Source organism: Streptomyces sp. DSM 42067 (assembly GCF_055792885.1).
Window position 1 is genome coordinate 5655074 of record NZ_CM147706.1, and the last position, 26177, is coordinate 5681250.

The 26177-nt window shown below is 69.6% G+C and carries 22 protein-coding genes; 11 read left to right on the forward strand and 11 right to left on the reverse strand.

All coding sequences use genetic code 11. From position 1 onward, the window contains the following. Nucleotides 1–15: 15 nt before the first annotated feature. The gene (locus tag ACSMXV_RS25885; protein ID WP_181863341.1) at nucleotides 16–942 is read right to left on the reverse strand and encodes a class I SAM-dependent methyltransferase; all 927 of its coding nucleotides are present in this window, start codon (nucleotides 940–942) and stop codon (nucleotides 16–18) included. Nucleotides 943–1274: 332 nt separating this feature from the next. Here ACSMXV_RS25885 and ACSMXV_RS25890 point away from each other — a divergent pair, with 332 nt between their 5' ends. From ACSMXV_RS25890 to ACSMXV_RS25900, 3 genes are read left to right on the forward strand one after another with little or no spacing between them, the layout of a single operon-like run. Then, nucleotides 1275–2786: a tetratricopeptide repeat protein gene (locus ACSMXV_RS25890; RefSeq protein ID WP_473173627.1), complete on the forward strand. Its 1512-nt coding sequence runs from the start codon at nucleotides 1275–1277 to the stop codon at nucleotides 2784–2786. Further along, entirely contained in the window at nucleotides 2783–5146 is a 2364-nt protein-coding gene (locus ACSMXV_RS25895) for a glycosyltransferase (RefSeq protein WP_473173628.1), read from the forward strand. The genes ACSMXV_RS25890 and ACSMXV_RS25895 overlap by 4 nt, the downstream gene beginning before the upstream one ends. Nucleotides 5147–5149: 3 nt before the next feature. Beyond that, nucleotides 5150–6862, forward strand: a complete 1713-nt coding sequence (locus ACSMXV_RS25900; protein ID WP_473173629.1) for a hypothetical protein — start codon at nucleotides 5150–5152, stop codon at nucleotides 6860–6862. Between the two features lie 65 nt (nucleotides 6863–6927). On the opposite strand, the gene ACSMXV_RS25905 is transcribed toward ACSMXV_RS25900, so the two are convergent. From ACSMXV_RS25905 to ACSMXV_RS25925, 5 genes are all read right to left on the reverse strand, one after another. After that, the gene (locus tag ACSMXV_RS25905) at nucleotides 6928–8196 is read right to left on the reverse strand and encodes an NAD(P)/FAD-dependent oxidoreductase (RefSeq protein ID WP_473173630.1); all 1269 of its coding nucleotides are present in this window, start codon (nucleotides 8194–8196) and stop codon (nucleotides 6928–6930) included. Beyond that, nucleotides 8193–8633 carry a GtrA family protein gene (locus ACSMXV_RS25910; protein WP_312870171.1) on the reverse strand — a complete coding sequence of 147 codons (441 nt, stop codon included), beginning with the start codon at nucleotides 8631–8633 and terminating at the stop codon, nucleotides 8193–8195. The genes ACSMXV_RS25905 and ACSMXV_RS25910 overlap by 4 nt, the downstream gene beginning before the upstream one ends. Further along, nucleotides 8623–9669: a glycosyltransferase family 2 protein gene (locus ACSMXV_RS25915; RefSeq protein ID WP_473173631.1), complete on the reverse strand. Its 1047-nt coding sequence runs from the start codon at nucleotides 9667–9669 to the stop codon at nucleotides 8623–8625. The genes ACSMXV_RS25910 and ACSMXV_RS25915 overlap by 11 nt, the downstream gene beginning before the upstream one ends. 241 nt (nucleotides 9670–9910) lie before the next feature. Next, entirely contained in the window at nucleotides 9911–11239 is a 1329-nt protein-coding gene (locus ACSMXV_RS25920) for a polysialyltransferase family glycosyltransferase (protein WP_473179068.1), read from the reverse strand. Nucleotides 11240–11316: 77 nt separating this feature from the next. Further along, nucleotides 11317–12315, reverse strand: coding sequence for a glycosyltransferase family 2 protein (locus ACSMXV_RS25925; protein WP_473173632.1), 999 nt, complete (start codon nucleotides 12313–12315; stop codon nucleotides 11317–11319). A gap of 198 nt (nucleotides 12316–12513) precedes the next feature. On the opposite strand from ACSMXV_RS25925, the gene ACSMXV_RS25930 reads away from it, so the two are divergent. The 4 genes from ACSMXV_RS25930 (at nucleotide 12514) to ACSMXV_RS25945 (ending at nucleotide 17335) form a co-directional block, all read left to right on the forward strand. Beyond that, nucleotides 12514–13845, forward strand: a complete 1332-nt coding sequence (locus ACSMXV_RS25930) for a DUF6716 putative glycosyltransferase (RefSeq protein WP_473173633.1) — start codon at nucleotides 12514–12516, stop codon at nucleotides 13843–13845. A 73-nt stretch (nucleotides 13846–13918) separates the two neighbouring features. Continuing rightward, the gene (locus ACSMXV_RS25935; RefSeq protein WP_473173634.1) at nucleotides 13919–15178 is read left to right on the forward strand and encodes a cytidylyltransferase domain-containing protein; all 1260 of its coding nucleotides are present in this window, start codon (nucleotides 13919–13921) and stop codon (nucleotides 15176–15178) included. Nucleotides 15179–15191: 13 nt separating this feature from the next. Further along, a complete protein-coding gene (locus tag ACSMXV_RS25940) occupies nucleotides 15192–16130 on the forward strand; it encodes an N-acetylneuraminate synthase family protein (RefSeq protein WP_473173635.1) in 939 nt (312 codons plus the stop codon). 14 nt (nucleotides 16131–16144) lie between these two features. Continuing rightward, nucleotides 16145–17335 (forward strand): hypothetical protein, encoded by a 1191-nt coding sequence (locus ACSMXV_RS25945; protein ID WP_473173636.1) that lies wholly within the window; start codon nucleotides 16145–16147, stop codon nucleotides 17333–17335. A gap of 243 nt (nucleotides 17336–17578) precedes the next feature. Here ACSMXV_RS25945 and ACSMXV_RS25950 read toward each other — a convergent pair whose 3' ends face one another. Together ACSMXV_RS25950 and ACSMXV_RS25955 are read right to left on the reverse strand one after the other, a co-directional pair. Beyond that, complete coding sequence (locus ACSMXV_RS25950; protein ID WP_473173637.1) at nucleotides 17579–18835, reverse strand: beta-ketoacyl-[acyl-carrier-protein] synthase family protein; 1257 nt, start codon at nucleotides 18833–18835, stop codon at nucleotides 17579–17581. Nucleotides 18836–18877: 42 nt separating this feature from the next. After that, the gene (locus tag ACSMXV_RS25955; protein WP_473179240.1) at nucleotides 18878–19447 is read right to left on the reverse strand and encodes a hypothetical protein; all 570 of its coding nucleotides are present in this window, start codon (nucleotides 19445–19447) and stop codon (nucleotides 18878–18880) included. Here ACSMXV_RS25955 and ACSMXV_RS25960 point away from each other — a divergent pair. Next, on the forward strand, nucleotides 19349–20002 hold the full coding sequence (locus ACSMXV_RS25960) for a recombinase family protein (RefSeq protein WP_473173638.1): 654 nt from the start codon (nucleotides 19349–19351) through the stop codon (nucleotides 20000–20002). The two genes, ACSMXV_RS25955 and ACSMXV_RS25960, sit on opposite strands and share 99 nt — an antisense overlap. 48 nt (nucleotides 20003–20050) lie before the next feature. On the opposite strand, the gene ACSMXV_RS25965 is transcribed toward ACSMXV_RS25960, so the two are convergent. From ACSMXV_RS25965 to ACSMXV_RS25975, 3 genes are all read right to left on the reverse strand, one after another. Beyond that, nucleotides 20051–20827, reverse strand: a complete 777-nt coding sequence (locus tag ACSMXV_RS25965; RefSeq protein WP_473173639.1) for a class I SAM-dependent methyltransferase — start codon at nucleotides 20825–20827, stop codon at nucleotides 20051–20053. Between the two features lie 64 nt (nucleotides 20828–20891). Further along, on the reverse strand, nucleotides 20892–21077 hold the full coding sequence (locus ACSMXV_RS25970) for a DUF397 domain-containing protein (RefSeq protein ID WP_473173640.1): 186 nt from the start codon (nucleotides 21075–21077) through the stop codon (nucleotides 20892–20894). A gap of 10 nt (nucleotides 21078–21087) precedes the next feature. Next, nucleotides 21088–21939: a helix-turn-helix domain-containing protein gene (locus tag ACSMXV_RS25975; RefSeq protein ID WP_473173641.1), complete on the reverse strand. Its 852-nt coding sequence runs from the start codon at nucleotides 21937–21939 to the stop codon at nucleotides 21088–21090. A gap of 224 nt (nucleotides 21940–22163) precedes the next feature. On the opposite strand from ACSMXV_RS25975, the gene ACSMXV_RS25980 reads away from it, so the two are divergent. The 3 genes from ACSMXV_RS25980 (at nucleotide 22164) to ACSMXV_RS25990 (ending at nucleotide 26099) form a co-directional block, all read left to right on the forward strand. Further along, nucleotides 22164–23321 (forward strand): Uma2 family endonuclease, encoded by a 1158-nt coding sequence (locus ACSMXV_RS25980; RefSeq protein ID WP_473173642.1) that lies wholly within the window; start codon nucleotides 22164–22166, stop codon nucleotides 23319–23321. A 157-nt stretch (nucleotides 23322–23478) separates the two neighbouring features. Next, nucleotides 23479–24732, forward strand: a complete 1254-nt coding sequence (locus ACSMXV_RS25985; protein ID WP_473173643.1) for an amidohydrolase — start codon at nucleotides 23479–23481, stop codon at nucleotides 24730–24732. Between the two features lie 320 nt (nucleotides 24733–25052). Next, nucleotides 25053–26099 carry a BMP family lipoprotein gene (locus ACSMXV_RS25990; RefSeq protein WP_473173644.1) on the forward strand — a complete coding sequence of 349 codons (1047 nt, stop codon included), beginning with the start codon at nucleotides 25053–25055 and terminating at the stop codon, nucleotides 26097–26099. The last annotated feature ends 78 nt before the right edge of the window (nucleotides 26100–26177 follow it).

Consider the following 26177-nt stretch of genomic DNA (forward strand, 5'->3'; position numbering starts at 1 on the left):
GCAACCGAGCGCCCCTCAAGAAGCCCGCAGAAACGCCGAGCGCGCCGCCCTGCCCAGGTACGTGAAACGGGTGTCGCCCGCCAGGTGCTTGTCCAGGGCCTCCTTGATGCCCGGCCACTTCGGGTCGCGGTAGTCGTCGAGGACGACGATCCCGCCGGGGGCCGCGATCTCCTCCGCCCACTCGAGGTCCTTGGCGACGCCCTCCGCCGAGTGGTCGCCGTCCACGATGATCACGCCGTAGCGGCGGTCCGAGACGGCCGCGCGGGTCTCGGGGTCCTCCGAGAAGCCCTGGTGGATGCGGGCGGCGGCGCCCGCGGGGCCGGCCAGGGCGAGATTGGTGCGTACGGCGTGCTCGTCGACCGGCGTGCCCGTCGGGTCGGTGCGCTGATCGGTGCCGGGCTGGAGCTGCACGCCGGCGAAGGGGTCGACAATGGTCAGGCTCGGGCTGCGGCCGTCCCGCTCCATCATCCGGACGAGCCCGGCGGAGAACATGCCGTACAGCGTGCCGATCTCCAGGATCTCGTCGTTCGGCGGGTCGAGCAGCGGGATCGTGCCGAGCTTGCCGCAGATGTTCATGGTGCCGCCCGCGATCCGGCCCACGCCCAGCGACTCCAGCGCGACGAGCAGCCGGAAGGCGGCGGCCACATTGCGGACCGCCGCGTCGCGGTCGCCGCCCAGAGCCGCGACCTCGGACTGGAGGCGGTCCAGGGCGCTCGGGACGACCACGCGGGAGATGCCCGTCGCCCGCGGGCCGACAAGCAGGTCGAACGTCACCTGATGCTGCCTCAGGACCTGGACGTCACGCTGGACCGATTCGCTCGCCGATTGTTCACGGCGTACCGCAGAGCGGACCTGCCGCTCGATGCGCTGGTCGATGAGGTCGGCGAGGGGACGCAGCAGGCGCCGGGAGGCCGAACTGCGGAGCAGGGAGCGGCTTTTCATGGAACCGATGACCTCAATCAATCTCTCAAAGAGTTGACCCGGTGTCGCACGGATCACAGGTGGGGGAAAGGCTAGGCCTGTGTTCAACGAACGGAAGCCCCACGAAATTGGCCGATAGGGAAACTTCTGTCGAACTCCGAATGACGGCGGAACGGGGACGGGGGTGTAAAGGGCATTCACCCGCCCGACGGCGAATCCGCCGGGGAGACGATTTGCTCCCCGGTCCCACGCAGTTCACCGGAGTGTCGTCTTGGTTTCTTACCGTTCTCCGACCTTCCTCTACCTCTTGGCAGAGCCTTGCCATCTTTCGCCCCACCCAGAGCAGGAGCACCATGACGAGGGTTCGCAGCAGATGGTCACGTCCCCGGACCGGGGACCTGGCATCCGCGCCCACCGACGCCGGCCCGCCGACCGCCCAGGTCACACCGGCCGAGCTGGAGGACTGTCTGCGCGCATGCGCCGTGCACAGCGGCAAGCTCGTCGGGAGCCTCGACTCCCGGCGTACGGGCCTGGCTGAGAAGCTGCGCGAGCTGCTCGCCGTCTGGGCCTCGCAGTCGGGGGCCGCCCCGGCAGCCCCGGCAGCGGGAGGACTGCTCCGGCGCGGCGCCAAGGCCGTCAGCGGCGGTGGCGGCATCACCAACGAACTGCTCGACGCCCTCCTCGCCGTCGGCAACAAGGCCGTGGACTGCGGCTACGACGACGAGCTGAACCTCGCCCTGCTCATCAGCGACACCGTGCTGACCCAGCGCAAGAACTCCCGTGCCGGCTGGCGGCTGCGCGGCCGCCTCCTCGAGGCCATGGGCCGCCCAGCCGACGCGGCTGCGGCCTTCGAGCGCTACCTGGACCTGACGAAGGACGACGGCTTCGGCGTCCGCGCCCGGGTGACCGGCATCCGCACCGCGCTGGAGCGGCGCGCCGAGCTGCTCGCCCTGCTGGAGCGCACCGTCCCCGACGCCACCCGGTTCACCGCAGGACCGGCGACCGACGCCTGGGCCGACGGCCTCGCCGCGCACGCCGCGGGCGACTGGGACGGCGCCCAGGCCCGCCTCGTCGGCGCGCTCATCGCCATGGACCGCACCGAGTCCGCCGAGCAGGACTTCCAGGAGGCGCTCAGCCACTACCTGGACCTGTGCACCGGCATCGCGACCCGCCCCACGCCCGAACTGACCGAGGCGATCGGCCTGTACGCCGAGTCGCGCCGCATCCGCATGCGCGGCCCGGTGACCGACCCCCTCTTCGGGGGCGTGCAGTGGCTCAGCCTCGGCGAGTTCCGCAACCGGATCGCCGGGAAGTCCATCTGCCTCATCGCCAACTCCGCCAAGGTCGGCGAGAGCTCGATGGGCGCCGAGATCGACTCGTACGACCTGGTCATGCGCTTCAACTCGTACAAGATCGACCCGCTCCACACCGGCAAGAAGACGGATATCCACGTCTCCATCCACAAGCACGCATTCAACTGGGACAAGCCGGTCGACATCCGCCTGATCACCGGCGGCAACTCGGCCGACTGGAAGTACTCGATGCGCAACAAGCTGGTCCCGGGCGCGCAGAACTACGTGGGTGACGAGTCGCTGCGCTGGCCGGTGCGCAACATCGGCAGCTGGACCACCGAGCAGTTCTCCGCCATCCCGACGTCCGGCTTCAACATGCTCTGGCTGCTCGACTTCCTCGACGTCAGCCCCACTCTCGACCTGATCGGCTTCGACTTCTACGAGAGCGGCGCCTATCGCGTCGCCGAGGCGATGAAACTGCCGATCACGAACGTTCACGAATACAGCAGCGAGAAGACGTGGGTCATGGAACGGGCCCAGAGCGTCTCCGGCGTGAGGATTTCCCTGCGATGACCGCGACCCAGACATCCGCCACCGTCCCGGCAGCGGGCCGTCCCGCGGCGGCCGCCCCCGACGAGGGCTCCGCCCGCGCGCTCACCGGCAAGCGCCGCATCGCCTTCGCCAGCTTCGTCGACGAGAACTACCTGCCCGGCTTCCTCGTCCTGCTGCGCTCCCTCGCCCTGACCAACCCGGACGTGTGCGAGGACTTCATCGTCCTGCACGACGATCTGCGCCCGTCCTCCGTGGCCCGCATCCGCGCCCTGCACCCGCGCGTGACCTTCCGCCGCGTCGACGCCGACCACTACGACTCGTACAAGAAGGGCGACCAGGACAACTACCTTGTCCGCAAGGCGTACTTCATCCTCGACGTCTTCAAGATCCGCGACTACGACACCGTGATCACCCTGGACACCGACATGGTGGTCCTCGGCCCGATCACCGAACTGCTCGCCATGCGCGAGGGACTGGCCGCCGTTCCGCAGTTCTTTTACGGCGACAAGACGCGCATGCTCAACAGCGGTCTGCTCGTGATCCAGAAGGAGTACCTGACCGACGAGTTCTGCGCGAAGCTGGACGAGATCGGCCGCAGCGGCTCGTACGAGCTCGACAAGCACGACCAGGGCATCCTCAACGCCCTGCTCGACGGCGACTTCGTCGACCTCGACCCGAAGTACAACTTCGTCAAGCGGCGCCTGTCCGGCGACCTGCCGGTGCCCGACGACACCGCGATCCTGCACTTCACCGGCCGCCACAAGCCGTGGCAGGGCGGCGAGGCCGGATACGAGCAGGCGCAGGAGCGGTGGCGCGAGTTCGACGTCGACGACGCCGAGCTGCACGCCTCCTACCTCTCCCGTCCCGGGACCCTGCACCAGGACCTGCTGGTGCACTTCGGCACCCCGCACGTGGAGCGCACCGGCGACGTCGACACCGCCCGCCGCGTCGCCCTCGCACACATCGGCGCCGGCGACTACCAGGCCGCCGTCGACATCATGGAGCGGGTGCACATCCCGGTCGACGAGGCCTGGCCGCACGAGGTCTACGGGCACGCCCTCATGAGCGTGTCCCGCTACGAAGAGGCCAGGGCCCAGCTGCTGCTGGCCACCTCCGCGCCCAACCGCGCCGCCACCGCCTTCTCCCGCCTCGCCCAGATCGCGTGGGTCCACGGCGACGACACCACCGCGCGGACGTACGCGATGGCCGGACTCGGCGTCGACCCCACGCACCGGGCCAGCCGCATCTGGCAGCAGCGCACCATCGACGGTGTGCCGGCCCAGCAGAAGAGCGGCCCGGAGGACCAGCTGGCGCACGTCGCCTTCTACATGGACCGCCAGGGCAACGCGGGCGACAAGCTGCTCCCGGAGAGCGTCCGCCTCGCCTTCGACCCGGACACGACCTCGCGTCGCTGGCACTCGGTGCATGCCCACCGCCTGTTCGACGAGGCGGCCCTGGAGCGGGTCAACTCCCGCCGCGGCCTGGTCATCGGCGGCGGCGGCCTGTTCATCCCGGACACCATGCCCAACGGCAACAGCGCCTGGCAGTGGAACGTCCCCGATGAGCTGCTGGAGCGCATCGACGTGCCGATCGCGGTCTACGCCGTGGGCTTCAACGCCTTCGACGGGCAGTCCTACCGGGCCGACCGGTTCCGCACCTCGCTGCGCAAGCTCGTCGAGCGCTCCGCCTTCTTCGGGCTGCGCAACCACGGCTCGATCGAGAAGGTGCGCGCCATGCTCCCGGCCCACCTGCACGACAAGGTGCGCTTCCAGCCGTGCCCGACCACGGTCACGCGCCAGCTCGTCGAGGGCTGGCAGGACCCGGCCCGGCGCGACGACACCATCCTGATCAACGCCGCGTACGACCGCGCCGGGCTGCGCTTCGGCCACGACTACGCGTACTTCCTGGCACAGATGGCCAAGGCCGTGAAGGACCTCGGCGACCTCGGCGAGGTGCAGTGCGTGGCGCACTCGCTCGACGACGAGAAGATCGCCTTCGATCTGCGCCGTGAGCACGGCATCTCGCTGCCCGTCATCCCGATGTACGACTTCGAGAACGACGAGATCCGCGACCTGTACGCGCGCACCAGGCTGGTCATCGGCATGCGCGGCCACGCGGGCATGATCCCGTTCGGCTGCGGCACGCCGATCATCAGCCTGATCTCGCACCCGAAGATGGCGTACTTCCTGCGCGACATCGACCGCCCGGAGTGGGGCGTGTCGGTGCACGACCGCAACCTCGCCGCGGTGCTCGTGGAGCGCTCCCGGGACCTGCTCGCCGACCACGCCAAGACCGTCGCCGACGTGCACGGCCGGCAGCAGGAGCTGTGGAAGATCACCGAGGCGAACGCCGCCGAGCTGCGCACGGTCCTGGGCGGCTGAGGCATGGCGACCGTCCTGGCCGACGAGGCGCCGCCCGCCGCGCAACCGCGCGTCCGCCGGTCACCCCTGTGGTGGCCGGTGGTCGCCGTGCCCGCGGCGGCCGCCGTCGTCTACACCGTGCTCACCAGGCGCCTCACCGGTGACCTGCAGTACGTCCTCGGCGCACTGCGCCTCGGCGGCGAGGCCGGCTACTCGCCGTCGGAGGTCTTCACCCACCGGCCGTTTTTCTACCGGTGGTTCGTCGCCCTCCTGGACGCGCCCACCTTCGGCGGGACGATCGCCCGGGAGACGCTCATCGAGGCGGAGGGCGCCCTGATCGCCGCCGCGGCCGCCTTCGCTCTGTACACGGCGTTGCTGCGCCGCGTCAGCGGGCGCGAGGCGGCCCTCACGGCGGGCGCCACCGGCCTCCTGCTCGTGCTGGCGCCGCGCACCGACTTCCTCCAGCCGGAGTGGACGGCGGTGGTGCTGACCGTGCTGGGCATCGCCGCGGCGCTCGGCCCCGCCCGGCCGTGGCCGGCGGCGCTGCTCGCCGCACTGCCGCTCGGGCTCGCGGTGATGATGAAGTACTCCACTGCCTCCACGGCCGCCGTCGGCGTCCTGCTCGTGTGGGCCGTCGACCGGGGCCGTGCCGTGCGCGTGGCGCTGGTCGCGGTACCTGGCGCGATCGCCCTGTTCGGGCTGAGCGTGCTCGCCGGGTCCCACGAGTGGCAGTGGACCGAGGACATGCCGCAGATCAACAAGTCGGCCCTCAGCCGTACCGGCATCGACCCCTCGTTCATCTTCGAACGCTCGGTGGACTTCCTCGCCGACCGGGCCGTGCTCAGCCCCGTGCTGCTGCTCCTGCCCGGCGCGCTGCTGCTGATCCTCGCCCGGGTTCAGGGGCGCCTGCGCCGCCTCGAACTGCTCCTGATCGCCCTGCTCATCGGCGTCGGCGCCCTGGCCGTCGTGGTCGTGCAGGGCAACTGGTTCCTCTACCACGCGGTCCAGCTGACCGTCGTCGCCGCCGCGATGTGGGGCCTCGCCGTGGGTGGGGCGCGCCGCTCGCCCCCGTGGTGCTTCGGCGCCGTATCGCTGCTGTTCGGGGCGCTGCCCGTGCTGTATGCCGAGGCGCCCAAGGGGCTGCAGCGGCCGGCGACGGTCTGGGCGCTGGGCCTGGTGGCCCTGCTGGCGGCCGTCGTGGACGCCCGGGTGGAGGCCCGTAGGCGGGCCGTGGCAAAGCCCGGTTCCCGTGGCGTGTGGCCGGCCGCGCTCGTCGCCCTGGCCGGTGTGGTGTGCCTGTCCGGGAGCATCTGGCCCGGCTCCCCGCACCTGGTCTCGCACGGCAAGGTCGGGTTGACCAGTGCGACCTTCCTGCGGAACTCGGAAACCAAGAAGGAGGACGCCGACCGGCTGCGTGCGCAGATCCCGGACGGCGCCCGGGTGCTGTACCTGGCCTTCGGCGACACCGTGTACTACGTCGACCACCCGGCCCAGTGCCGCTATCCGATCGCCACGTTCCTCCAGCGCTCCCGCTTCCTCGACGACGTCGCCGACCTGCCGTCGTTCAAGGAGAACGCCGACTGCGTCGACCACGACCCGGCGCCGTACGCGGTGCTCGACTGGGCCTGGTTCCGGCCCGGGAACGTCGACCCGGAGCTGCAGCGGCGCATCACCGCGACGTACGACTGCCCGCCCGCGAGCGGCCGGTCGAAGACGGTGGTGTGCGTGCGCAGGTAGGGACGGTTCAGGACAAGACGAGGGGCCCCGGTCGTGTCGACCGGGGCCCCTCGTGCATGACCGGGCTAGCGCGCCCCGATCAGCTTCGTCACCTTGCGGGCCAGTGCCACCGAGTAGCTCTGGCCGCGGTCCTGCGGGTAGATCTGGGCCATCGTGGCGAGCTTGACGCGGCTCATCGGCGTGTCGTGGCCGGGGATCAGCGACCGGTACTCGGGGGTCACGACCGGCTGGGCGAACCCGGCCTTCGAGAAGTGCCAGTCCTTGATCCAGGACTCGTCGAACTCCGGGTTGATCCGCTTCAGATACGGCACGAACGCCTTCAGCAGGTCGGCCGGCTCGGTCGTGAACCGCCAGTCCTCGCGCTCGACGTAGTTGCCCACGTAGAGGACGTGCCGGCCGCCGTAGACGGACGGATCGATCATCTTGGTGTGCTCGACCACCGCGAGGAACGGGAAGTCCGGCTCGTTGATGTTGAGCCAGTAGTACGGGATCACGCTGCGGTCCAGCTCCAGCACGAAGCAGGTCGCGCCCAGGTACTGGTTCTTCCACACCGTGTCGTCGGCGGGCAGCCCGGCGGCCTTGGCGAAGGCGGGCTGCGGGGTGGTGACGATCAGCTGGTCGAACTCGTAGCGGGAGCCGTCCGCGCACTGTACGACCGCCGGTGCGGCGTCGCCGTCCTGCCGGATCGACTCGACCGCCTTGCCGAACTCCACCTTGCCGCCGCGCTCCTCGATGCCGTCGCGCAGCGCCGCGTACACGCGCTCGAACCCGCCGTCGACATAGCCGAGTTCGAACGTACGGCAGTGGATACGAGCCCACAGCCACGCCATCGACACCTGCTCGGCGCGGTCGCCGAACTTGCCGCGCAGCAGCGGCTCCCAGATCGCCGCGGTCGCCTTCCGGCCCGCCCAGCGGCGCAGCCAGGACAGGGCGGTCAGGTCGTTGAACCGCTCACCGCCCCGCACCGCCTTCAGCAGCGCCGACGACCCGGCGAACCGCACCGCGTCCACCGGCGAGAACTCCGGGAAGCGCAGCATGTCGAACGGGGTGGTGAAGTCGATCAGCTTCCCGCGGCGGTAGATGCCCGTGGTCGGCTTGTGGAAGCGGAGCGCGTCACCGAGCCCCAGCTCCTCGATCAGGGCGATCATGGCCTTGTCGCTGCGGAAGATGTGGTGGTAGTAGCGCTCCAGCGGAACGCCACCCACCTTCAACGACGCAGCGAGGCCGCCCAGTTCGTCGGCCGCCTCCAGGATGGTGACCTGGTGGCCGGCGCGTACGGCGTCCCAGGCGGCGGTGAGGCCGGTGGCACCCGCGCCGACGATGCCGAGGTTCATGCGAAGCTCCACTTTCTGTTGAGCACGAACTGGAGGGCCAGGACCAGCGGCAGCGAGCCCACCTTGACGATGTTGGCGTCGAGCCCCAGCGCGTCGGTGAAGACGAGGAAGAGCAGATACGTCAGGACGATCCCGGTCAGGCCGACGGCGTAGAAACGCAGGAAGCGCACCACGATCCGGTCGCGCCGCTCGAAGGTGAACAGCGCGTTGAGGATGAAGTTGTTGGTGATGCCGAGCGTGGTGCTGATCGCGTTGGCGAACTGCTCGTGCATCCCCGCCCAGTTGTGCAGCAGCAGGAAGGCCACGAGGTCGAGCGTGACGCCGCTGCCGCCGATCAGCGTGTAGCGGATCAGCTGGCCCAGGGTCCGGCGCCGCTCCGCGGCCCGCTCCTGGGCCCGTGCCTCCGGCACGGCGTCGGCGACGGTCTCAGACGGCACCGGTGTCTCCCCGCTCGCCCTGCGGACGGCCGCCGGTCACCTCGCGCACCAGGTACAGCGGGCGCCCCTGGGCCTCGCGGTAGATACGTCCTACGTAGGTGCCGAGCACACCGAGGGACAGCATCTGGGTGCCGCCCAGGAACAGCACGACACACATCAGCATCGTCCAGCCGGAGACGGTGATGTCGGGCCGGAAGAACTTCATCCCCAGCGCGTAGAGGATGCCGAGCAGCGACAGCGCCAGCACCACGAAGCCGAGCCGCGTGATCATCCGCAGCGGCACCGTGGAGAAGCTGGTCATGCCGTCGATCGCCAGCTTGGCCATCTTCTTCAGCGGGTACTTCGTCTCGCCCGCGAACCGCTCGTCGCGGTCGAACTTCACCTCGGTCTGCGTAAAGCCCATCGAGGCGATGATGCCGCGGACGAAGCGGCTGCGCTCGCGGTACCGGCGCAGCTCGTCGGCGACCCGCCGGTCGATCAGCCGGAAGTCCCCGGTGTCCAGCGGGATGTCCACCTCGGCGGCGGAGCGCAGCATGCGGTAGTACAGCGACGCGGTGGCCCGCTTGAAGACGGAGTCCTGCCGGGTGCGGCGGCGGGCGTGCACGATCTCCGCGCCCTCGCGCCAGGCGTCGACCAGTTCGAGGCTGACGCGCGGCGGGTCCTGGAGGTCGGTGTCCATGACGATCACCGCGTCGCCCTCGGCGATGTCGAGTCCCGCGGTGATGGCGATCTGGTGCCCGAAGTTGCGGGCGAAGTCGACCACCCGGACGCGCTCGTCGTTCTTCGCGAGGTCCTTGAGGATGCCGAGCGAGCCGTCGGCGGAGCCGTCGTTGACGTAGACCAGCTCGTAGTCGAGCTCCGGGCGCTGGGCGAGGGCCGCGGTCAGCTCGGTGTGGAAGGCGGTGATGCCGTCCTGCTCGTTGTAGACCGGGAGCACGTACGAGATCAGTGGCCGCCGGCTCGGCCGCTGCCCCGGCAGCGTGAGCGGAACGGGGGCCGCGGTGTGGGCTGACGGACGGATGTCCTGCTGGGTCATCTCGGTCCGCCTGCCGGGTCGAACGGTGTCGGGGAGAAAACTGCTTGACGCATTGTCGGAAGCTATGGAGCGTTCATGAACCCCGGCCGAACAGACCGCGTCCGGGAGTCGTCTTCCCTCTTTCTCTTCAGTTCTCCGGCTTTCCGATCACCGGAAATTGCCAAAGAGAAAGCGGGTGGATCAACCAGTGATCCACCCGCTCCGAGAGACGCTGGGCCGGTGCCCGGCTCCGCTGTCGCGCTCAGCGGCGTACCGCCTTGCGGAGCGCACGGGCCCGCCGTACGACCCGGCGCGCGGTGGCGCTGCGCGGCAGGAACGACAGCCGCTCCGGGATGCCGCCGGGCAGGCCGAGCGAGGTGAGCCGGCGGCGCTTGAAGTAGCGCTGCGTGCGGGGGCCGAAGTGCTGGGCGAGATAGCGTTCCGCGGCCGGACGCAGCCCCGACTGGATCTGCGGCTGCATGACGAAGCCGACGGCCGTGAGCAGGCCGGTCAACCCGCCCGCCTCCACGTCGAGTTTCTGGGCGTCGACGCCGGCGCGGTCGCCGAGGTCCGGTACCAGGGCGTCGACGATGGTGACCGGGACGCGGTTGCTGTTCTGGTACGGCGACAGGCGCTCCAGGAGCAGCTCGGTGCCTGTGCGGGCGATCGGCAGGTCGTAGAACGCGGACGCGGTGAGCAGGGCGGTGGAGAAGCAGCCGACGACGAGCGCGGGCCGCATCCGCTGGTAGAGGACCTCGGCGAGCACGGGCGTGTCGAGCACCGTGAGCTCGGCGCCGAGCTTCTCCGCCTCCCGCTCCAGTGTCCGCGACCAGCGGGCCGGTGCGCTGGGGTGGGGCTTGAACACGATGCGGGTGTGTCCGAGCTCGAAGGCGCCGCGCAGCATGCGGGCGTGCAGGGCCTCCTCTTCCTCGGGGCTGAGGATGCCGAGCGCCGAGAGGTACTGGCCGAGCAGCAGCGCCGGCTCCGCCACCTTGGGCAGGGCGGCCGCCGACTCGTCCTCGCCCAGTTCCCCTAGCGTCTTCACGAAGACATCGGTCGGTACGATCTCGGGCTCCACGCCGAACTCGGTGAGCAGCAGCGGCTTCAGACCCGGCACCAGGTCCAGGTGGAGCAGCCGCCGTACGCGCGTGCCGACCAGCGGGTCGATCTTGTTGCGGGTGGGGCCGTAGCTCATCAGCCCGTCCGCGTAGACGTCGACGGGGGCGTCGGTGAAGATCTGCGCGATCGTCTGAGCGGGGTCGACCTGGATGGACTCCACCGCCAGCTCGACGTCGTCGTCACCCAGGTCCCAGGCCAGCCGCAGATACCGCTCCCAGAGCGGAAGGTCCTCCTGGCGCGGGGCCCAACCGCCCGGGTGGAAGGGGAAGATGGCCTCGTTCCACGACAGGACCGAGTCGAAGCGGTCGCGCAGGCGGGCGAAGCCGGGCATCCGGTCGAGCGGGGTCGTGGTCTCGGGAATCGCCGCGTTGTTGGAGACGAGCAGGATGCGCCGCTCGGCGGGCGCGAAGCAGTTCGCGTCGACGGCGGCTGCCAGCGTGGCGGCACCGTAGAGCGTGGAGGCGTAGAAGATCTGGGTGGTGCGGCGACGGCCGCCGGGAGTGCGGGCGGAGTCGGCCGTGCGGGCGGAGTTCTGGAAGCCGGCCGTGCTCACGCCGCCGCCTCCCCGGCGGACACCGGCCGCCTGCGCAGACGGCGCAGCCGCGTCGCGCGTTCGACGTCCATGGCGTCGAGCGCCTCGTCCAGAACGTTCTGCGGCATGCGCTTCAGCGCCGCCGCACTCATGGCCTTCAGACTGCGCGCCACAGAGGGTTCAAACCTTTCGATGGATCCCAGATGATGGGAAATAATGGCGCAATACGTGCGCACGGCCTTCGGCAGCAGGTTTTCCGCGTCGGGGTCGGCGGCTGTTTCCTGTACGACCTGGTCGAATGCCCGGATGAAATCCAGCTGGCGTACGTCGCCGATCTGGGTCAGGGACGACGCGACCCCGCGCCGGTAGAAAACGCCCAACAGGCTCACCGCGGCGAAGGATTCCGCCTCGCGGTGCAGCCGCCAGATCCACGGCCGGTCCTCCGCGGTGCGCAGCCCGTCCGTGAAGTGCAGCAGTCCCGCGTCGACGAGCCGGCGGTGGTAGATGCCCGCCCAGGCGTACGCGTAGTCGACGGACGTGGTCCTGTCGGCGGGCAGGATGGCGTCGCGCGACCGCATCACGACACCGCGCATGCCGTGCGGCACACGATGAACGGTGCGGGCGCGGGCGGTGCACTGCACATGGTCGGTGCGCACGAAGTCACAGCCCAGCTCCTCGATGGCGGAGAGCAGCTGCGGGTAGTAACCCGGCGCGAGCCAGTCGTCGCCGTCCAGGAAGGTGAGGTATTCGCCGGTGGCGGCGTCGATGCCGCTGTTGCGCGCGGTCGCGAGGCCCCCGTTCTGCTCGTGTCTGACATGAACGACACGGCCGGCGCCCCCGGCGCCCTGCAGTTCCTTCGCCGCACGCTCGAGGATGTTCGGGGTCTCATCCTTCGAGCAGTCGTCGACGAGAATGAATTCGAAGTCCTCCCGCGCGTTGGCGCGCAGGCTTTTCAATGTGTCGGGCGCGTATTGCTGGACGTTGTAGAACGGCACGATAACGGAGAGCTTGACCACCCCGGTGACGCTAGATGCCGCTCCATCCTGCGTCTTGACTCATGGCTTGATACCGGATGAACGACGTGTGGCGGAATGGTGAACGCAGGTTTTTCCCGTGCCGTTCGGTGCCGGGTTCGCTGTTCGTCGATGTGCTGTTAACCGTTTGTTGCATTCGGGTTGGGCGGCGGCTCGGAATGCCTTCCTAGCGTCGTCGACGTGCCAGTAAGTACTTCGACGAAGTCCCCGCGGGTTGCCGTACTCGCCGATTCCGACACCCGGTGGAAATGGGGCGCGCTCACCGCGAACCGTACCGTTCCGGACAGTCGGCTGAGCGGTTTCCTGCTGCGGGGGCGTGCCACCCCGACCGCCCGCCAGTTGCGGGAAGTCGGAGTGCGCGCGGACGACCTGCGGGAAGTCACGGCCGTCGAATTCCTGCGGGAAATGGAGCGGGACCGCGCCGAATACGACGTCGTCGTACTCGCCCTCGTCGGCGGAGCCGTCCAGGCGATGCTGCACGGACTCGCCCGCGCCTGGAAGGGACACACGAAGCGCCCCGTCGTCGTCACCGGCTATGTCGGCGTCGTCTACGAGAAGCTCGCCGACGGCCTGCTGCTGCGACACGGCGCCGACCTCGTCCTCGCCAACTCCCGCCATGACGCGGAGCGCTTCCGCGCCGTGTACGAGGGCGTGGGCGCCGACGCGTCGTCCGTCGTGGAGACCGCACTGCCGTTCCTCGGCGGCAAGCCGTACGAGAAGAAGGGCCAGGACGACAAGGACGCCCCGTACACCGTCGTCTTCGCCGCCCAGCCCTCCGTGCCCGATACCGCCGCCGACCGTACCTATCTGCTGCGCCGCCTCGCCGAGCACGCACGCCTGCACCCGGACCGCGAGGTCCTGCTCAAGCTGCGTTCCAAGCCCGGCGAGCACACCACGCACATCGAGGAACTGCCCTACCAGAAGCTCGCCCAGCGGCTCCCCGGCGGACTGCCCGCCAACTGCCGCCTCGTCTACGGGCACATGGGCGAGGTCCTCGACCGCACCGACCTGCTGGTCACCGTCAGCTCCACGGCAGCGCTGGAGGCCCTGCACCGCCGCATCCCCACGGTCATCCTCACCGACCTGGGCGTGCGCGAGGCGCTCGGCAACCACCACTTCACCGGCTCCGGGTGCCTCGCCTCCTGGGACCAGCTCGACTCCGGCCACCAGCCCGTGACCGACGAGAAGTGGGTCGCCCGGCAGGGCGTCGCCGCCGACGGGGCGTACGAGACGGCCTTCGACGCCGCTCGCGAGCGCATCGCGACGCTGCTCGATTCGGCCGAGCTCCCACCCCTTCAGCCGTACTACACACCGGTCACCGCCCCCGGCTATCTGCCGCGCATCCTCGCCCGCCACCACCTCGGGCCGGACGGCACCCCGCTGCCCGGAGCCCCCGTGTCCGACAAGGAGCCGGGCCGGGTGCGGCGGATCGTGCGCCGCGTCGCCCGAGGCGCCTACCGCCACGGAGTGCAGCGAGTGGCGCCCGTGATCCGGCGCATGGGCGAGCTGTGACCGCCCCGTCGCACGGCGGACTGTGACCGCCCACGAAGACCACGCACCCCAAGGAACCGAGGAGACCTCTCCCATGACGCACCCCGAAGCGGGCACGGCGGCGCCAGTACGCCGGGTGCTCGCGGTGATCCCCGCACGCGGCGGCTCCAAGGGCGTGCCCGCCAAGAACCTCGCTCCGGTCGGCGGCGTGCCCCTGGTGGCCCGCGCCGTCCGCGAGTGCCGCGCCACCCGGCTCGTCACGGACGTCGTGGTGTCCACGGACGACGCCGCCATAGCGGCCTGTGCCCGCGAGGCGGGTGCCGAAGTGGTGCTGCGCCCGGCCGCCATCGCCGGTGACACGGCCACCAGCGAGGCCGCGGTCCTGCACGCGATGGACACCCACGAGGCCCTGCACGGCGCGGCGGTGGACGTGGTCCTGCTGGTGCAGTGCACGAGCCCGTTCCTGATCCGCGAGGACATCGAAGGGGTGGCGGCCGCGGTCGTGGAGAACGGGGCCGACACCGCGGTGACGGTGGCGCCGTTCCACGGCTTCATCTGGCGGGACGGGGCGGACGAAGCTCCGGCGGATGGCGGGGAGTCATCCGCCACCGCGGGCGGCTACGGCGTCAACCACGACAAGTCCTTCCGCCCCCGCCGCCAGGACCGCCCCCAGGACCTGCTGGAGACCGGCGCCGCCTACGCGATGGACGCCGCGGGCTTCCGCAAGCACAACCACCGGTTCTTCGGGCACACCGAGCTCGTACGCACCGACCCCGCGCGTGTCCTCGAGGTCGACGACCCGCACGACCTCGCCCGCGCCCGCGCACTCGCACCGCTCTTCGACGCGGACCGCCCGGGCGCCCTCCCGACCGCCGCCGACATCGACGCGGTCGTACTCGACTTCGACGGCACCCAGACCGACGACAGGGTGCTGATCGACTCCGAAGGACGCGAATTCGTCTCCGTGCACCGCGGAGACGGCCTCGGCATCGCCGCCCTCCGCAGGAGCGGCCTGACGATGCTGATCCTGTCCACGGAGCAGAACCCGGTCGTCGCCGCCCGGGCCAGGAAGCTCAAGCTCCCGGTCCTGCACGGCATCGACCGGAAAGACCTCGCACTCAAGCAGTGGTGCGAGGAGCAGGGCATCGCGCCTGAGCGCGTGCTCTACGTCGGCAACGACGTCAACGACCTCCCGTGCTTCGCCCTCGTCGGCTGGCCCGTGGCGGTCGCGAGCGCCCACGACGTCGTGCGCGGCGCCGCACGCGCGGTCACCACCCTCCCCGGCGGTGACGGCGCGATCCGAGAGATCGCCAGCTGGATCCTCGGCCCTTCTCTCGACTCCCTCGACAAGTAAGGAAATTCCTGCCATGAGCTCCAACTCCCGCCTGCGCACCTTCGGTTCGAAGACCGCCGGACCGGGTCAGCCCGTCTACATCACCGGCGAGATCGGCATCAACCACAACGGTGACCTGGACAACGCCTTCAAGCTGATCGACGCGGCCGCCGAGGCCGGCTGCGACGCGGTCAAGTTCCAGAAGCGGACCCCGGAGATCTGCACCCCGCGCGACCAGTGGGACATCGAGCGCGACACCCCCTGGGGCCGGATGACGTACATCGACTACCGGCACCGCGTCGAATTCGGCGAGGACGAGTACCGCCAGATCGACGAGTACTGCAAGGAGAAGGGCATCGCCTGGTTCGCCTCCCCGTGGGACACCGAGGCCGTCGCCTTCCTGGAGAAGTTCGACGTCCCGGCCCACAAGGTCGCGTCCGCGTCCCTGACCGACGACGAGCTCCTCCGCGCCCTGCGCGCCACGAACCGCACGATCATCCTCTCCACGGGCATGTCGACGCCGAAGCAGATCCGCCACGCGGTCGAGGTCCTGGGCAGCGACAACATCCTGCTCTGCCACGCCACGTCGACGTACCCGGCGAAGGCCGAGGAGCTGAACCTCCGCGTCATCAACACGCTCCAGGCCGAGTACCCGAACGTGCCGATCGGCTACTCCGGCCACGAGACGGGCCTGCAGACCACGCTGGCGGCGGTCGCGCTGGGCGCCACCTTCGTGGAGCGCCACATCACGCTGGACCGCGCGATGTGGGGCTCCGACCAGGCGGCCTCCGTGGAGCCGGGCGGCCTGCAGCGCCTGGTCCGCGACATCCGCACCATCGAGGCCTCCCTCGGTGACGGCGTCAAGAAGGTCTACGAGTCGGAGCTCGGCCCGATGAAGAAGCTCCGCCGCGTCCAGGGCGTCGTCGCCGAGGCCGAGATCGCCGCCGCCGCCGGCGAGCCGGTCGGCGTCTGAGCGGTACACGGCAGATGACTCCCCGAACCGGGTCGGCGGCCGGCTCCACCCTCGCCTTCGTCGAGAGCCCCGTACAGCTCCTCAACGTCCTGGAGTGGGCGCACATAGTCGCGCCCAGGGCCGCGCAGGAGCATGCGGAGAGCGCCGTGCCGCCGTCCGTACGGACACGGCACGAGGCCGCCGCCGACCCGGCCGGGGAGCAGGCCGACAGCGCCGCAGAGGCCCGCACCCCCCTCACCCCGGGCGAGCTCACCCTCGTCGTCCTGTCGCCCACCGATCCCATGACCCGCGGCCAGCTGCGCCGCATGGCGGAACTCGCCCGCAAAGAGGGCTACCAGGTCCGCTGGGAGGAGGCACGGGGCGGCCCGGCCGCGCCCTTCCAGACCATCGGCGGGCTCACCCCGCTCCTGCGGGTGGCCCGCCGGGTCGTCATCGGCGACCCGTTCTCCCGCTACGTACAGCTCCTGCTGACCATCACGCGCGCCCGCGACCTGGTCGTCGTCGACGACGGCACGGCCACCATGGAGTTCATCTCCCAGCTGGCCCGCGGCGAGCGCCTGGTGCGCTGGCACCGGCGCGGCGGGCGTCCGGGGGCGCGCGACATCGTCTTCGCCCCGGTGTCCGCATCGGCGCGCCGCCGCCTCACTCCGGGCGGCAAACGGACGGTCGAGGTGTTCTCCTCCATGCCGATGGAGACCGTCCCCGAGGGCGTCCGCATCACAGCGAACGACTTCGCGTGGACCCGCTCCCGCTTCGGCCCGCCCCGGATAACCAAGGGCGCCGACCTGGTGGGCACATCCCTGGTCGAGACGGGCGTGGTGGACCCCGACCGCTACCTGGAGGCGGTCGCATCCCTCGCCCGCACCCACGGCGCCACCAGGTACTTCGCCCACCGCCGCGAAAGCTCCGAGAAACTCCACCGGCTGGCGGTCGAAACGGGCCTCGAGGTGGTCCGCCCGGACCTGCCCCTGGAACTGATAGCCCGCCGTGGCCCGATCGGCCGTACGATCCTGAGCTTCCCGTCGACGGTCGTGCACACCCTGCCGCTGGCACTCGCGGGCACGGAGGTGAAGGTGGCCGTCTGTGACATCGACCCGGCCTGGCTCACCGACCACGCCTCGCCCCGAGCCCAGGGGTTCCTGTCCGGGGTCACGGGCACGGCTCGGGACGTGCACCGGTTGTCGGCGGTGGCGCACACCGCCTGAGCTTGGCCTTTGGCTCAGGAGCATACGGTGGGGCACCCACACCCGCACCGGCGCTTCGGTGAACCGCCCCGTCTTCCCCGGCCTGGGGGACCAATGGAACAGCGGGTATCGGTGAGATCGATCTTGGTCGGCTTTCCGTGATCCATTAGCACAAGTGATCTTTTGCGTACGGGTGTTCGCTCAAAGAGCCACGGTCGCAACCTGCTGGTCATGGGCAGATCTATCACCCGCGGGCGAGGCCGTTCAGGAAGCGAGGACCAAGGTGGCGTTATGGCCGCCGAAGCCGAATGAGTTGCTCAGGGCCGCCAGTGGTCCTTGAGGAAGTTGGCGCGGTGATCCGGTCACTATGTCCAAGCCGATTGCGTCGTCGGTCTCTTCTGCGTTGAGGGTCGGGGGCACGACGCGGTGGTAGAGGGCCAGCAGGGTGGTGATCGCCTCGACGGGGCCGGAGCCGCTCTGCAGGTGTCCGATCATGGACTTGGGAGCCGAGACGGCGATCTGGTCGGTGTGGGCGCCGCACACACGATGTAGGGCGCGGGCTTCGGCGAGGTCTCCGGCCGGTGTGGAGGTGGCGTGGGCGTTGACATGGGCGATGTCGGTGACCGACAGGCCGGCGTCGGCGAGCGCCCGGGTGATGGCTTTGGCCGCACCGAGTCCCTCGGGCTGCGGCTGGGCGATGCGGTGCCCGTCGACAGACATTCCGATACCGAGGATCCGGCCGTAGACCCGGGCACCGCGGGCGCGGGCATGGGCCTGCGACTCAAGGATCACGATGCCCGCGCCCTCGCCGAGCAGGAAACCGTCCCGGCTCTTGGCGAAAGGGCGGGAGGCACCCTGCGGGTCGTCGTTACGTCGGGAAAGGGCACGCATGGCGGCGAACCCGCCCAGGCCGAACGGGTGGATCGGTGCCTCGGCGCCGCCGGCGATCACGACGTCGGCCCGGCCCAAGCGAATCATGTCCGCCGCCAGCCCGATGGCCTCGGTCCCCGAGGCACAGGCGCTCACCGGCGCATGGGCACTGCCCTGGGCGCCGTACTGGATGGCTATCTGCGCCGCCGAGCTGTTGGGCAGCAGGGAGGGCACCGCGTAGGGCGACATGTGCTTCCAGCCCTTGGTCTGGAGCGTCTGATGCGCAGCGAGCATGGTCTGTGCGCCGATGGTGGAGGAGACCGCGACCGAGAGCCGCTCGGTGTCCAGCTCCGTAGCGGTATCGAGGCCGGCGTCCGCCCAGGCTTCGTGTACGGCCATCAGCGCCAGCTGCGTGACGCGGTCCATCCGGCGCGCCTGCGCGGGCGGGAGGGCTGCCGCGGGGTCCACGGCCGCGGGTGCGGCGATCCGCACCGGCAACTCATGGGCCCACGGTTCGTTCAAAACCCGGGCTCCTGACCGGCCTTCCAGCATGCCCTGCCAGCTGGAGGTGACGTTGGCGCCCAGCGGCGTGACCGCTCCGAGTCCGGTGACCACGACATCCGACGCTCCGGCGGAAGCTTTCTCTACCACGATCTTCCTCATTCAGTTATCTGTTTGACCAAAAGGGGAAAGCTACCTGAACGTCGCAAAATGGGGGCTGTCAGGTGGAGTTGGGTCGCAGTCGTCTTCCGCGTCGTAGAGGTGCGGGCCCAGCAGGGTAGCCAGAGTGCGCAACGTGGCCTCCAGCTCCAGTTGTTCGATGCTGTCGGCGGTGCCCGTGGTGGTCTCGTTCTTCCCGGTGATCCATCCGGGGTGTCGATCTGCGGCCCCCGCTGGCGCAAGGCGGACGGTGACGGTTTTACCGCCCGGGAGCCGTACCGTCAACTCCGCGGATTCGACGGACGCTTCCTCGTCGGCCATCTCCGCGCGCCGCTGGGCCGTACGGGCCACCACCACCTGCGTGTCTTCCACGGCCGCCCACAGGGCGTGGGCCTGCCGCCGCAGATGGTCGCCCTGGAAGGCGAGGTCTTCCACGCGGGCGGGCCGGAGCTCGGCGTCCTCCCCCATCGGCCCGGCCAGGGCGCTGATGTGGTCGAGGGCCATGTGCGTGGCAAACGCCGCCTGTGCCAGCGGCTCCAAGAAGTCAGTGTCCGCCCCCAGTTCGAAGAGGCGCTGAAGACCGCCCGGGAGATCAAGGCGCACGCGCCACACTGCCGGGTCCTGTTCACGGTCTACGAGATGAAAAGGCTGGGACGCGATGCCGCAGAGCTCACGGCCCTCGCCGATCACCTGACCGAGCACGGCCTGGTGCTGGAGATGCTCGCAGGCCCCCTGCCCGGCATCTACGACCCCACCGGGCCGGGCAAGCTCTTGTTCGGCTTCTTCGCCGCGATGGCGGAGACAGAGCGGGAGAACATCCGCGAGTCGACGTTGGAAGGGCTCGACACCGCAGCCCGCAAGGGCAAGCACGGCGGCCGGCCGCCCGTCATCACCGACGACATGCTCCACACCGTGCTGCGGCGCCGCGCGGGCGGCGAGTCCGTCGAGCAGATCCAGCCCGACCTGATCATCCCCACCGGCAAGCGCAAGGGGCAGAACCCTTCGGTAGCCAGCGTCTACCGAGCGCTCGCCGAGCACGCCAAGCGCGAGGCGTACCCCGAGGCCATCGAGCAGGCCCGCGCCGACTTCACCACACTCCAGAACGCGGACGTCCCCCAGCCACGCGCGGACGCCGTGATGCCCAGCACACGACCATGATCGTTCTCACCGATACTGGCTGTTCCACTGGTCCCCAAGGCCGTTCCCCTACTCCACCTTCGCCGCACAGAGCGAGTACACCTGCGGGACGCGTAGTCCTGCGGGGAATCGGAAGTGGCCGCTGTCGTGCTCGTGGAGGAACTCCAGGCGAAGGCCGGCGGCGGCCAGGGCGCTGACGACGTCGCCGATGCCGTGCAGCCATTCGACCGTCAGGGTTGCCGTGGTCACCGCGCTCGGGTCGGCATAGGTGCCAGGCGCATCCACGACGATCGGGTCGCGTTGGAAGTAGTCGTTCTCGACGGTCCGGCCGTCTTCGGCGAGGACGTCGGCGAAGGGATGGAACTCGGCCAGGTAGAGGAATCCACCCGGCGCGACGAGCGCGGCCGCCGTCTGCGCCCACCGGGCGATGTCCGGGAGCCAGCAGAGCGCGCCGAAGCCGGTGTAGACGATGTCGAAGGTCTGCGCGTCAAGTGCGTGGACGGCGTCGTACACGTCGGCGGTGACGAACCGGGCGGTGTCGGCACCGATCTGTGCGGCCAGGCCGCGGGCCACGTCCACGGCAGGCGCCGAGAAGTCGAGGCCGGTGACGGTGGCTCCGCGCCTGGCCCAGGACAGCGTGTCAAGCCCGATGTGGCACTGGAGGTGGAGCAGGGTCTTGCCGCTGACGACGCCGACCTCGGCGAGCTCGAAAGCTCGGAGTGTGTCCTTGCCGGCGACGAAGCCGGGAAGGTCGTAGTAGGGGCCGGCAACGTGGATCGGTACGCGCTCGTCCCAGTTGGCACGGTTGGCCGCGCGCCACTCGGCGGAGTTTTGGGCCGTCGTCATGGCGGGCAAGGCTAGCCAGGGGCGCGGATGACGATCAATCGGTTTTGCCGCGCTTGCCGCGCCTTCAGTGCGTCGTGCCAGCCTTGATGGCTGCTATGAGGGTGCCGAGTTGGGCACGGGTGGCCAGCAGGATGACTTCCGGCTCGTCGCTCTCGCGGAGGCGGATCGTCCCGTCCGGAGCGGCGGCGATGTAGACACAGGAGGAGCCTTCTTCGCTGTGGGTGGACTTCTGCCAGTTCAAGGAGGTCACGAGTTGCCTCTCAGGTGTCTCGGGTGATGCGGCGAATAAGGTCTCGGGATGCGTCCGGCTTGAGGGCAACCCTCTCCATGCGGTCGAGGACGAGTCGGTATTTCTCCAACTGCCCCATTGCATCGACGAGTTCGCTGCCATGAGCCGTGTCGAGCTGAACTGTGTCAAGGGTGGGCACCGGGCCGTGGGCGTAGTCCACGCCATGACCAGTCGTGGGGAACGACGTTCCGTCGAAGGGGATAACCCGGAGAATGACTGAGGGCATGTCACCGAGTTCGGTGAGGTGGGTGAGCTGTGCGCGCGCCACGTCCCTCCCGCCGAACTGCATGCGGAGCGCTGCCTCGTGGATGATCGCGGTGTACGGCGGCGGGTCCTCTCGGTACACAACCGCCTGGCGTTTGATGCGGTGCGAGACACGGTGTTCGATCTCGTGCGGGCGCAAGGCCGGAACCACCTCCCGGAATAGCGCGCGGGCATGCTCAGGTGTCTGGAGCAGACCGGGGATGTTGATGACCTGAGCCACGCGCAGGGCACTCGCGTGGTGCTCCATCTCCGCCAGGTCCAGGAGGCGGGCGGGGAGTGTGTCGCGGTACTCCTCCCACCAGCCGCGAGTGCGGTCAGCCGCCATGTCGGCCAAGGCGTCGACCAAGGGCTGGTCAGCGCAGCCATAGATGTGGGCCAGGGTGCGTACACGGTCGGCGCTCACCCCGAAGCGGTTGGCCTCAATGTTGCTGATTTGGGCCTGGGTGGTGCCCAGCGCGCGAGCTGCCTCAACAGCGGTCATGCCCGAGCGCTCGCGCAGACGACGCAGTTCCACGCCGATGCGCAGACGGCGCGCTGATGGGGCAGTCCTCGGTGCCATGTCCTCGCTCCATTTCGTACCCGTGGTGCGGTGGTCACCCACACGAGGGCAATCCCTGAAGGTTTTGCTTCGTTCTGCAAAACCTTCAGGGATTGCAGTCTACGGTGTGACTCAAGCCGCCCAACTGCCCTGCTTCATAAGCCGGAAGCGCACCACGCACATGGCATGCCACCGCAGGAACAGGGCCGTCGAAGCGAACCAAGTCCCGCCCTCAAGGAGGCGTCATGGTCACCGTATCCTCGCCCGCGCCGCCACAAGCCTGGTCCTACGCCCTTCACTTGCCCCACGACCCCCGCACACCGCGCATCGCGCGCATGACGTTGCGGGCCGTCCTCCCGGCGTACGGGATGGGAGAACTGCTCGACATCGCTGAACTGTTGACATCCGAACTGGTCACGAACGCCTACCGGCACACGGACGGCCCGGCTGCCCTGCGGCTTCGCGCCACATCCGCGCGAGGCGTCCGAGTGAGCGTGTGGGACACCAGCCCGCACATCCCCGCTCCCTTCGACCGCCCGTCCGGGCGCCCGGGCGCGCCGTCCCCGGTCCCGCCGGAAGCGGACGGAGGTCGGGGCTTGGGCTTCGTACGGCAGTGGGCCGACGAGTGGGGTGGCTTCCCACTCGGGGACGACCCGTATGGGCAGGGAGGGAAGCTGCTGTGGTTCGAGCTCACCCAGCCGTGTACCGCTCCCGACGCTACCGTGGCGGCAGCGACATGCCCCCGTAGTCAGTGGAGGACCGCGGTGACCGCCATGATCGAGCGGCCGAAATTCACAGCGGGTCCGGTGTCCGGAGACTTCGGGGAATTGCTCCGGATCATCGAGGAACTGGAAACGCCTGACGGTTACAAGGCCGAGCTCATCCGGGGAAAGATCGTCGTGTCGCCGTGGTGGGAGCCGCGCCATCTGCGTGCCATGCGAGCGCTGCGCCGCCAGCTGGAGTTCCACGCCCCGGAGGGGCACGACGTCGACGTCGCACCCGTCCTCTTCGCCTTCCCCGAGTCCGGGCGCGCCTTCGGTCCCGACCTGCACGTCGCAGACGAGACCGCCTTCGAAGCCGAAGGCCGTCATGCCGACGGCACCGCGCTCTCCCTCGTCGCCGAGCTGACCTCCGAGTCGACCAAGGACGTCGACTGGCTGGACAAGCTGGACACGTACGGGCGAGTCGTGCCTGTGTATCTCGTGCTCGACATGCAGGCCCAGGAGATCAGCGCGTTCTGGGATCCGTCGCCGAAGGGGTACCGGTCGCGGACCAACGTGCCCTTCGGGCGGTCGCTCCACGTGCCGGCGCCGTTCGACTTCGAGCTGGACACCTCAGGGTTCGTCATGCCGCCCGAGGCCGAGACCGAGGCCGAGAACGGGGAGGCGGGCGAGGACCAGTGAGGCCCGCAGGGCGCCACACCGGCCCGGCGGAAACCTCATTTTTTACCCAGCCGCGGCGGCGCGCATGCACATCCCGGCCGGATTTCTTACCTCAATCGGGCTGAAGTTTTGTTGATCGGAGTTCGGTCCGCCCCCGATTCGCCCTACCCTTCAAAGGGTGAAGCAACTGACGTCCCGCGAGTCCGACGCCTCCGGAGCCGAGCCCGCGGCGGATGCCCTGGCAGGTGCGCTGCCCGACGAACTGCGCACCGAGCTGATCGCCTTCCGTCGTGACCTGCACATGCATCCCGAGCTCGGCAACCAGGAGTTCCGTACCACCGCGGCGATCAAGGCCCGCCTCGAGCAGGCCGGGCTGCGGCCGCGCGTCCTCGACACGGGGACGGGCCTCGTATGCGACGTCGGCGGCGGCAACCTCCCGGAACGGGACACCGTGCGCCCCATGCTCGCGCTGCGTGCCGACATCGACGCGCTGCCCATCCCGGACACCAAGAGCAGCTGCGCCTACCGCTCGACCGTTCCCGACCGGGCCCACGCCTGCGGCCACGACGTGCACACCACCGTGGTGCTGGGGGCGGGCCTCGTCCTCGCCGAGCTGGACCGCCAGGGCCGGCTTCCGCATCCCGTACGGCTGATCTTCCAGCCCGCCGAGGAGGTACTGCCCGGCGGCGCCGCCGACGCGATCGAGTCGGGCGTCCTGGACGGCGTCGGAAAGATCATCGCCGTGCACTGCGACCCGAAGGTGGACGCGGGGCGCATCGGGCTGCGGCACGGCCCGATCACCTCCGCCTGCGACCGGCTGGAGATCTCCCTCGACGGACCGGGCGGCCACACGGCCCGCCCGCACCTGACGACCGACCTCGTCACCGCGACCGCCAAGGTTGTCACCGAGGTGCCCGGGCTGATCGCCCGCCGGGTCGACGCGCGCTCGGGTCTTGCCGTGACCTGGGGCCGTATCGAATCCGGCCACACGTGCAACGTCATCCCGCAGCACGCCGAGCTGTCCGGCACCGTGCGCTGCCTCGACCTGGACGCCTGGCGACAGGCGCCCGACCTGGTGCACGCCGCGATCGACGAGATCGCCGGACTCCACCGGGCCAAGTCGGTGATCAACTACATCCGCGGAGTGCCCCCCGTCGTCAACGACCCCGAGGTGACCGAGCTGCTGCGGGACGCCATGAGCGCGCGCCGAGGAGTGTCCTCGATCGAGGACACCGAGCAGAGCCTCGGCGGCGAGGACTTCTCCTGGTACCTGGAGAAGGTGCCGGGCGCCATGGCCCGGCTCGGCGTGCGTACGCCCGGTGAGCGCGGCATCCGCGATCTGCACCAGGGCGACTTCGACGCCGACGAGTCGGCGATCACCGTCGGCGTCGAACTCTTCACGGCGGCCGCGCTGCTGGAAGCCGGGATGTGATCCGCGGTGGTTCGGGATCCGCGGTGGTTCGGGACCGTCCGGAACCGTTCGGGCGGGCTCCACACGGCGCGTTCCGGCCGGGCTCCACACGCCGCCGTACGCCCCTGCCTGACCCTCACGCAAATGCATACAGCTGTATGCGCAGCGTGAGGGTCGTGTCCTAAGCGCACCTTTCGATCCCATGGTTCACAGGGGTGTAACCGGTCATCGGCACGAATGGATAACGGCCTCAAGGAACCCCATTCCCTGGAGTGTCTACGCGCGTTAATGTGCGCCGAACTGAGCACCCACGCGGGGCTTTGGAGAATGGGGAACTTCAGATGCGGATATCCAAACTGACCCGGGCCGCGGTGGGGATCGCGTCGCTCGCACTCGCCGCCACCGCCTGTGGCAGCACCAGCGACCAGGCGGACACGAGCGACAGCAAGGACAGCAACAAGGGCCTCGCCATCGCCTACGACATCGGCGGCAAGGGCGACCAGTCGTTCAACGACGCCGCCTACGCGGGCCTGGAGAAGGCGAAGAGCGAGTTCGGCTACGAGACCGCCGACAAGGAGCCCACCGAGGGCGAGACCGACGCTGACAAGGAGCAGCGCTTGGCGGCGCTGGCCAAGCAGGGCTACAACCCGGTCATCGGCGTCGGCTTCGCCTACGGGCCTGCCATGGAGAAGGCCGCCAAGAAGTACCCGGAAACCACCTTCGGCATCGTGGACTCGGTCGTCGAGGCAGACAACGTGGCGTCCCTGGTCTTCGCGGAGCAGGAGGCCTCGTACCTCGCCGGTGTCACCGCCGCGAAGGCGACCAAGACGAACACCGTCGGCTTCGTGGGCGGTGTGGACATTCCGCTCATCCACAAGTTCGAGGCGGGCTTCAAGCAGGGCGTCGAGGACACCAACTCCAAGGTCAAGGTTCTGTCGCAGTACCTGACGCAGACCGCCGAGGAGGGTGGCTTCTCCAGCCCCGACAAGGGCAAGGCCGCCGCCGAGGGTCAGATCGAGAAGAAGGCGGACGTCGTCTACCAGGCGGCCGGCCTGTCCGGCCAGGGCGTGATCGAGGCCGCTGCCGCCGCCAAGGTGTGGGCGATCGGCGTCGACTCCGACCAGTACGAGCAGGCGGCCCTCGCCAAGTACAAGGACTACATCCTGACCTCCGCGCTCAAGGACGTCGGCGGCGCGGTGTACGCGCTCGCCAAGTCCGTCGAGGACGCCAAGCCGCTGACCGGCGTGCAGACCTTCGACCTGAAGGTGGACGGCGTCGGCCTCGCCGAGAGCAACCCGAAGTTCAAGGAGATCGACGGTCTCGCCGACGCCGTGGCCAAGGCCAAGGCGGGCATCATCGACGGCTCCATCAAGGTCAAGACCGAGTGACCTGACCACCTGTCGTGGCCGAAGTCACATGCGGCGGGCGGGCGTCCTCGACGCCCGCCCGCCCTTGTCTTCGCACGG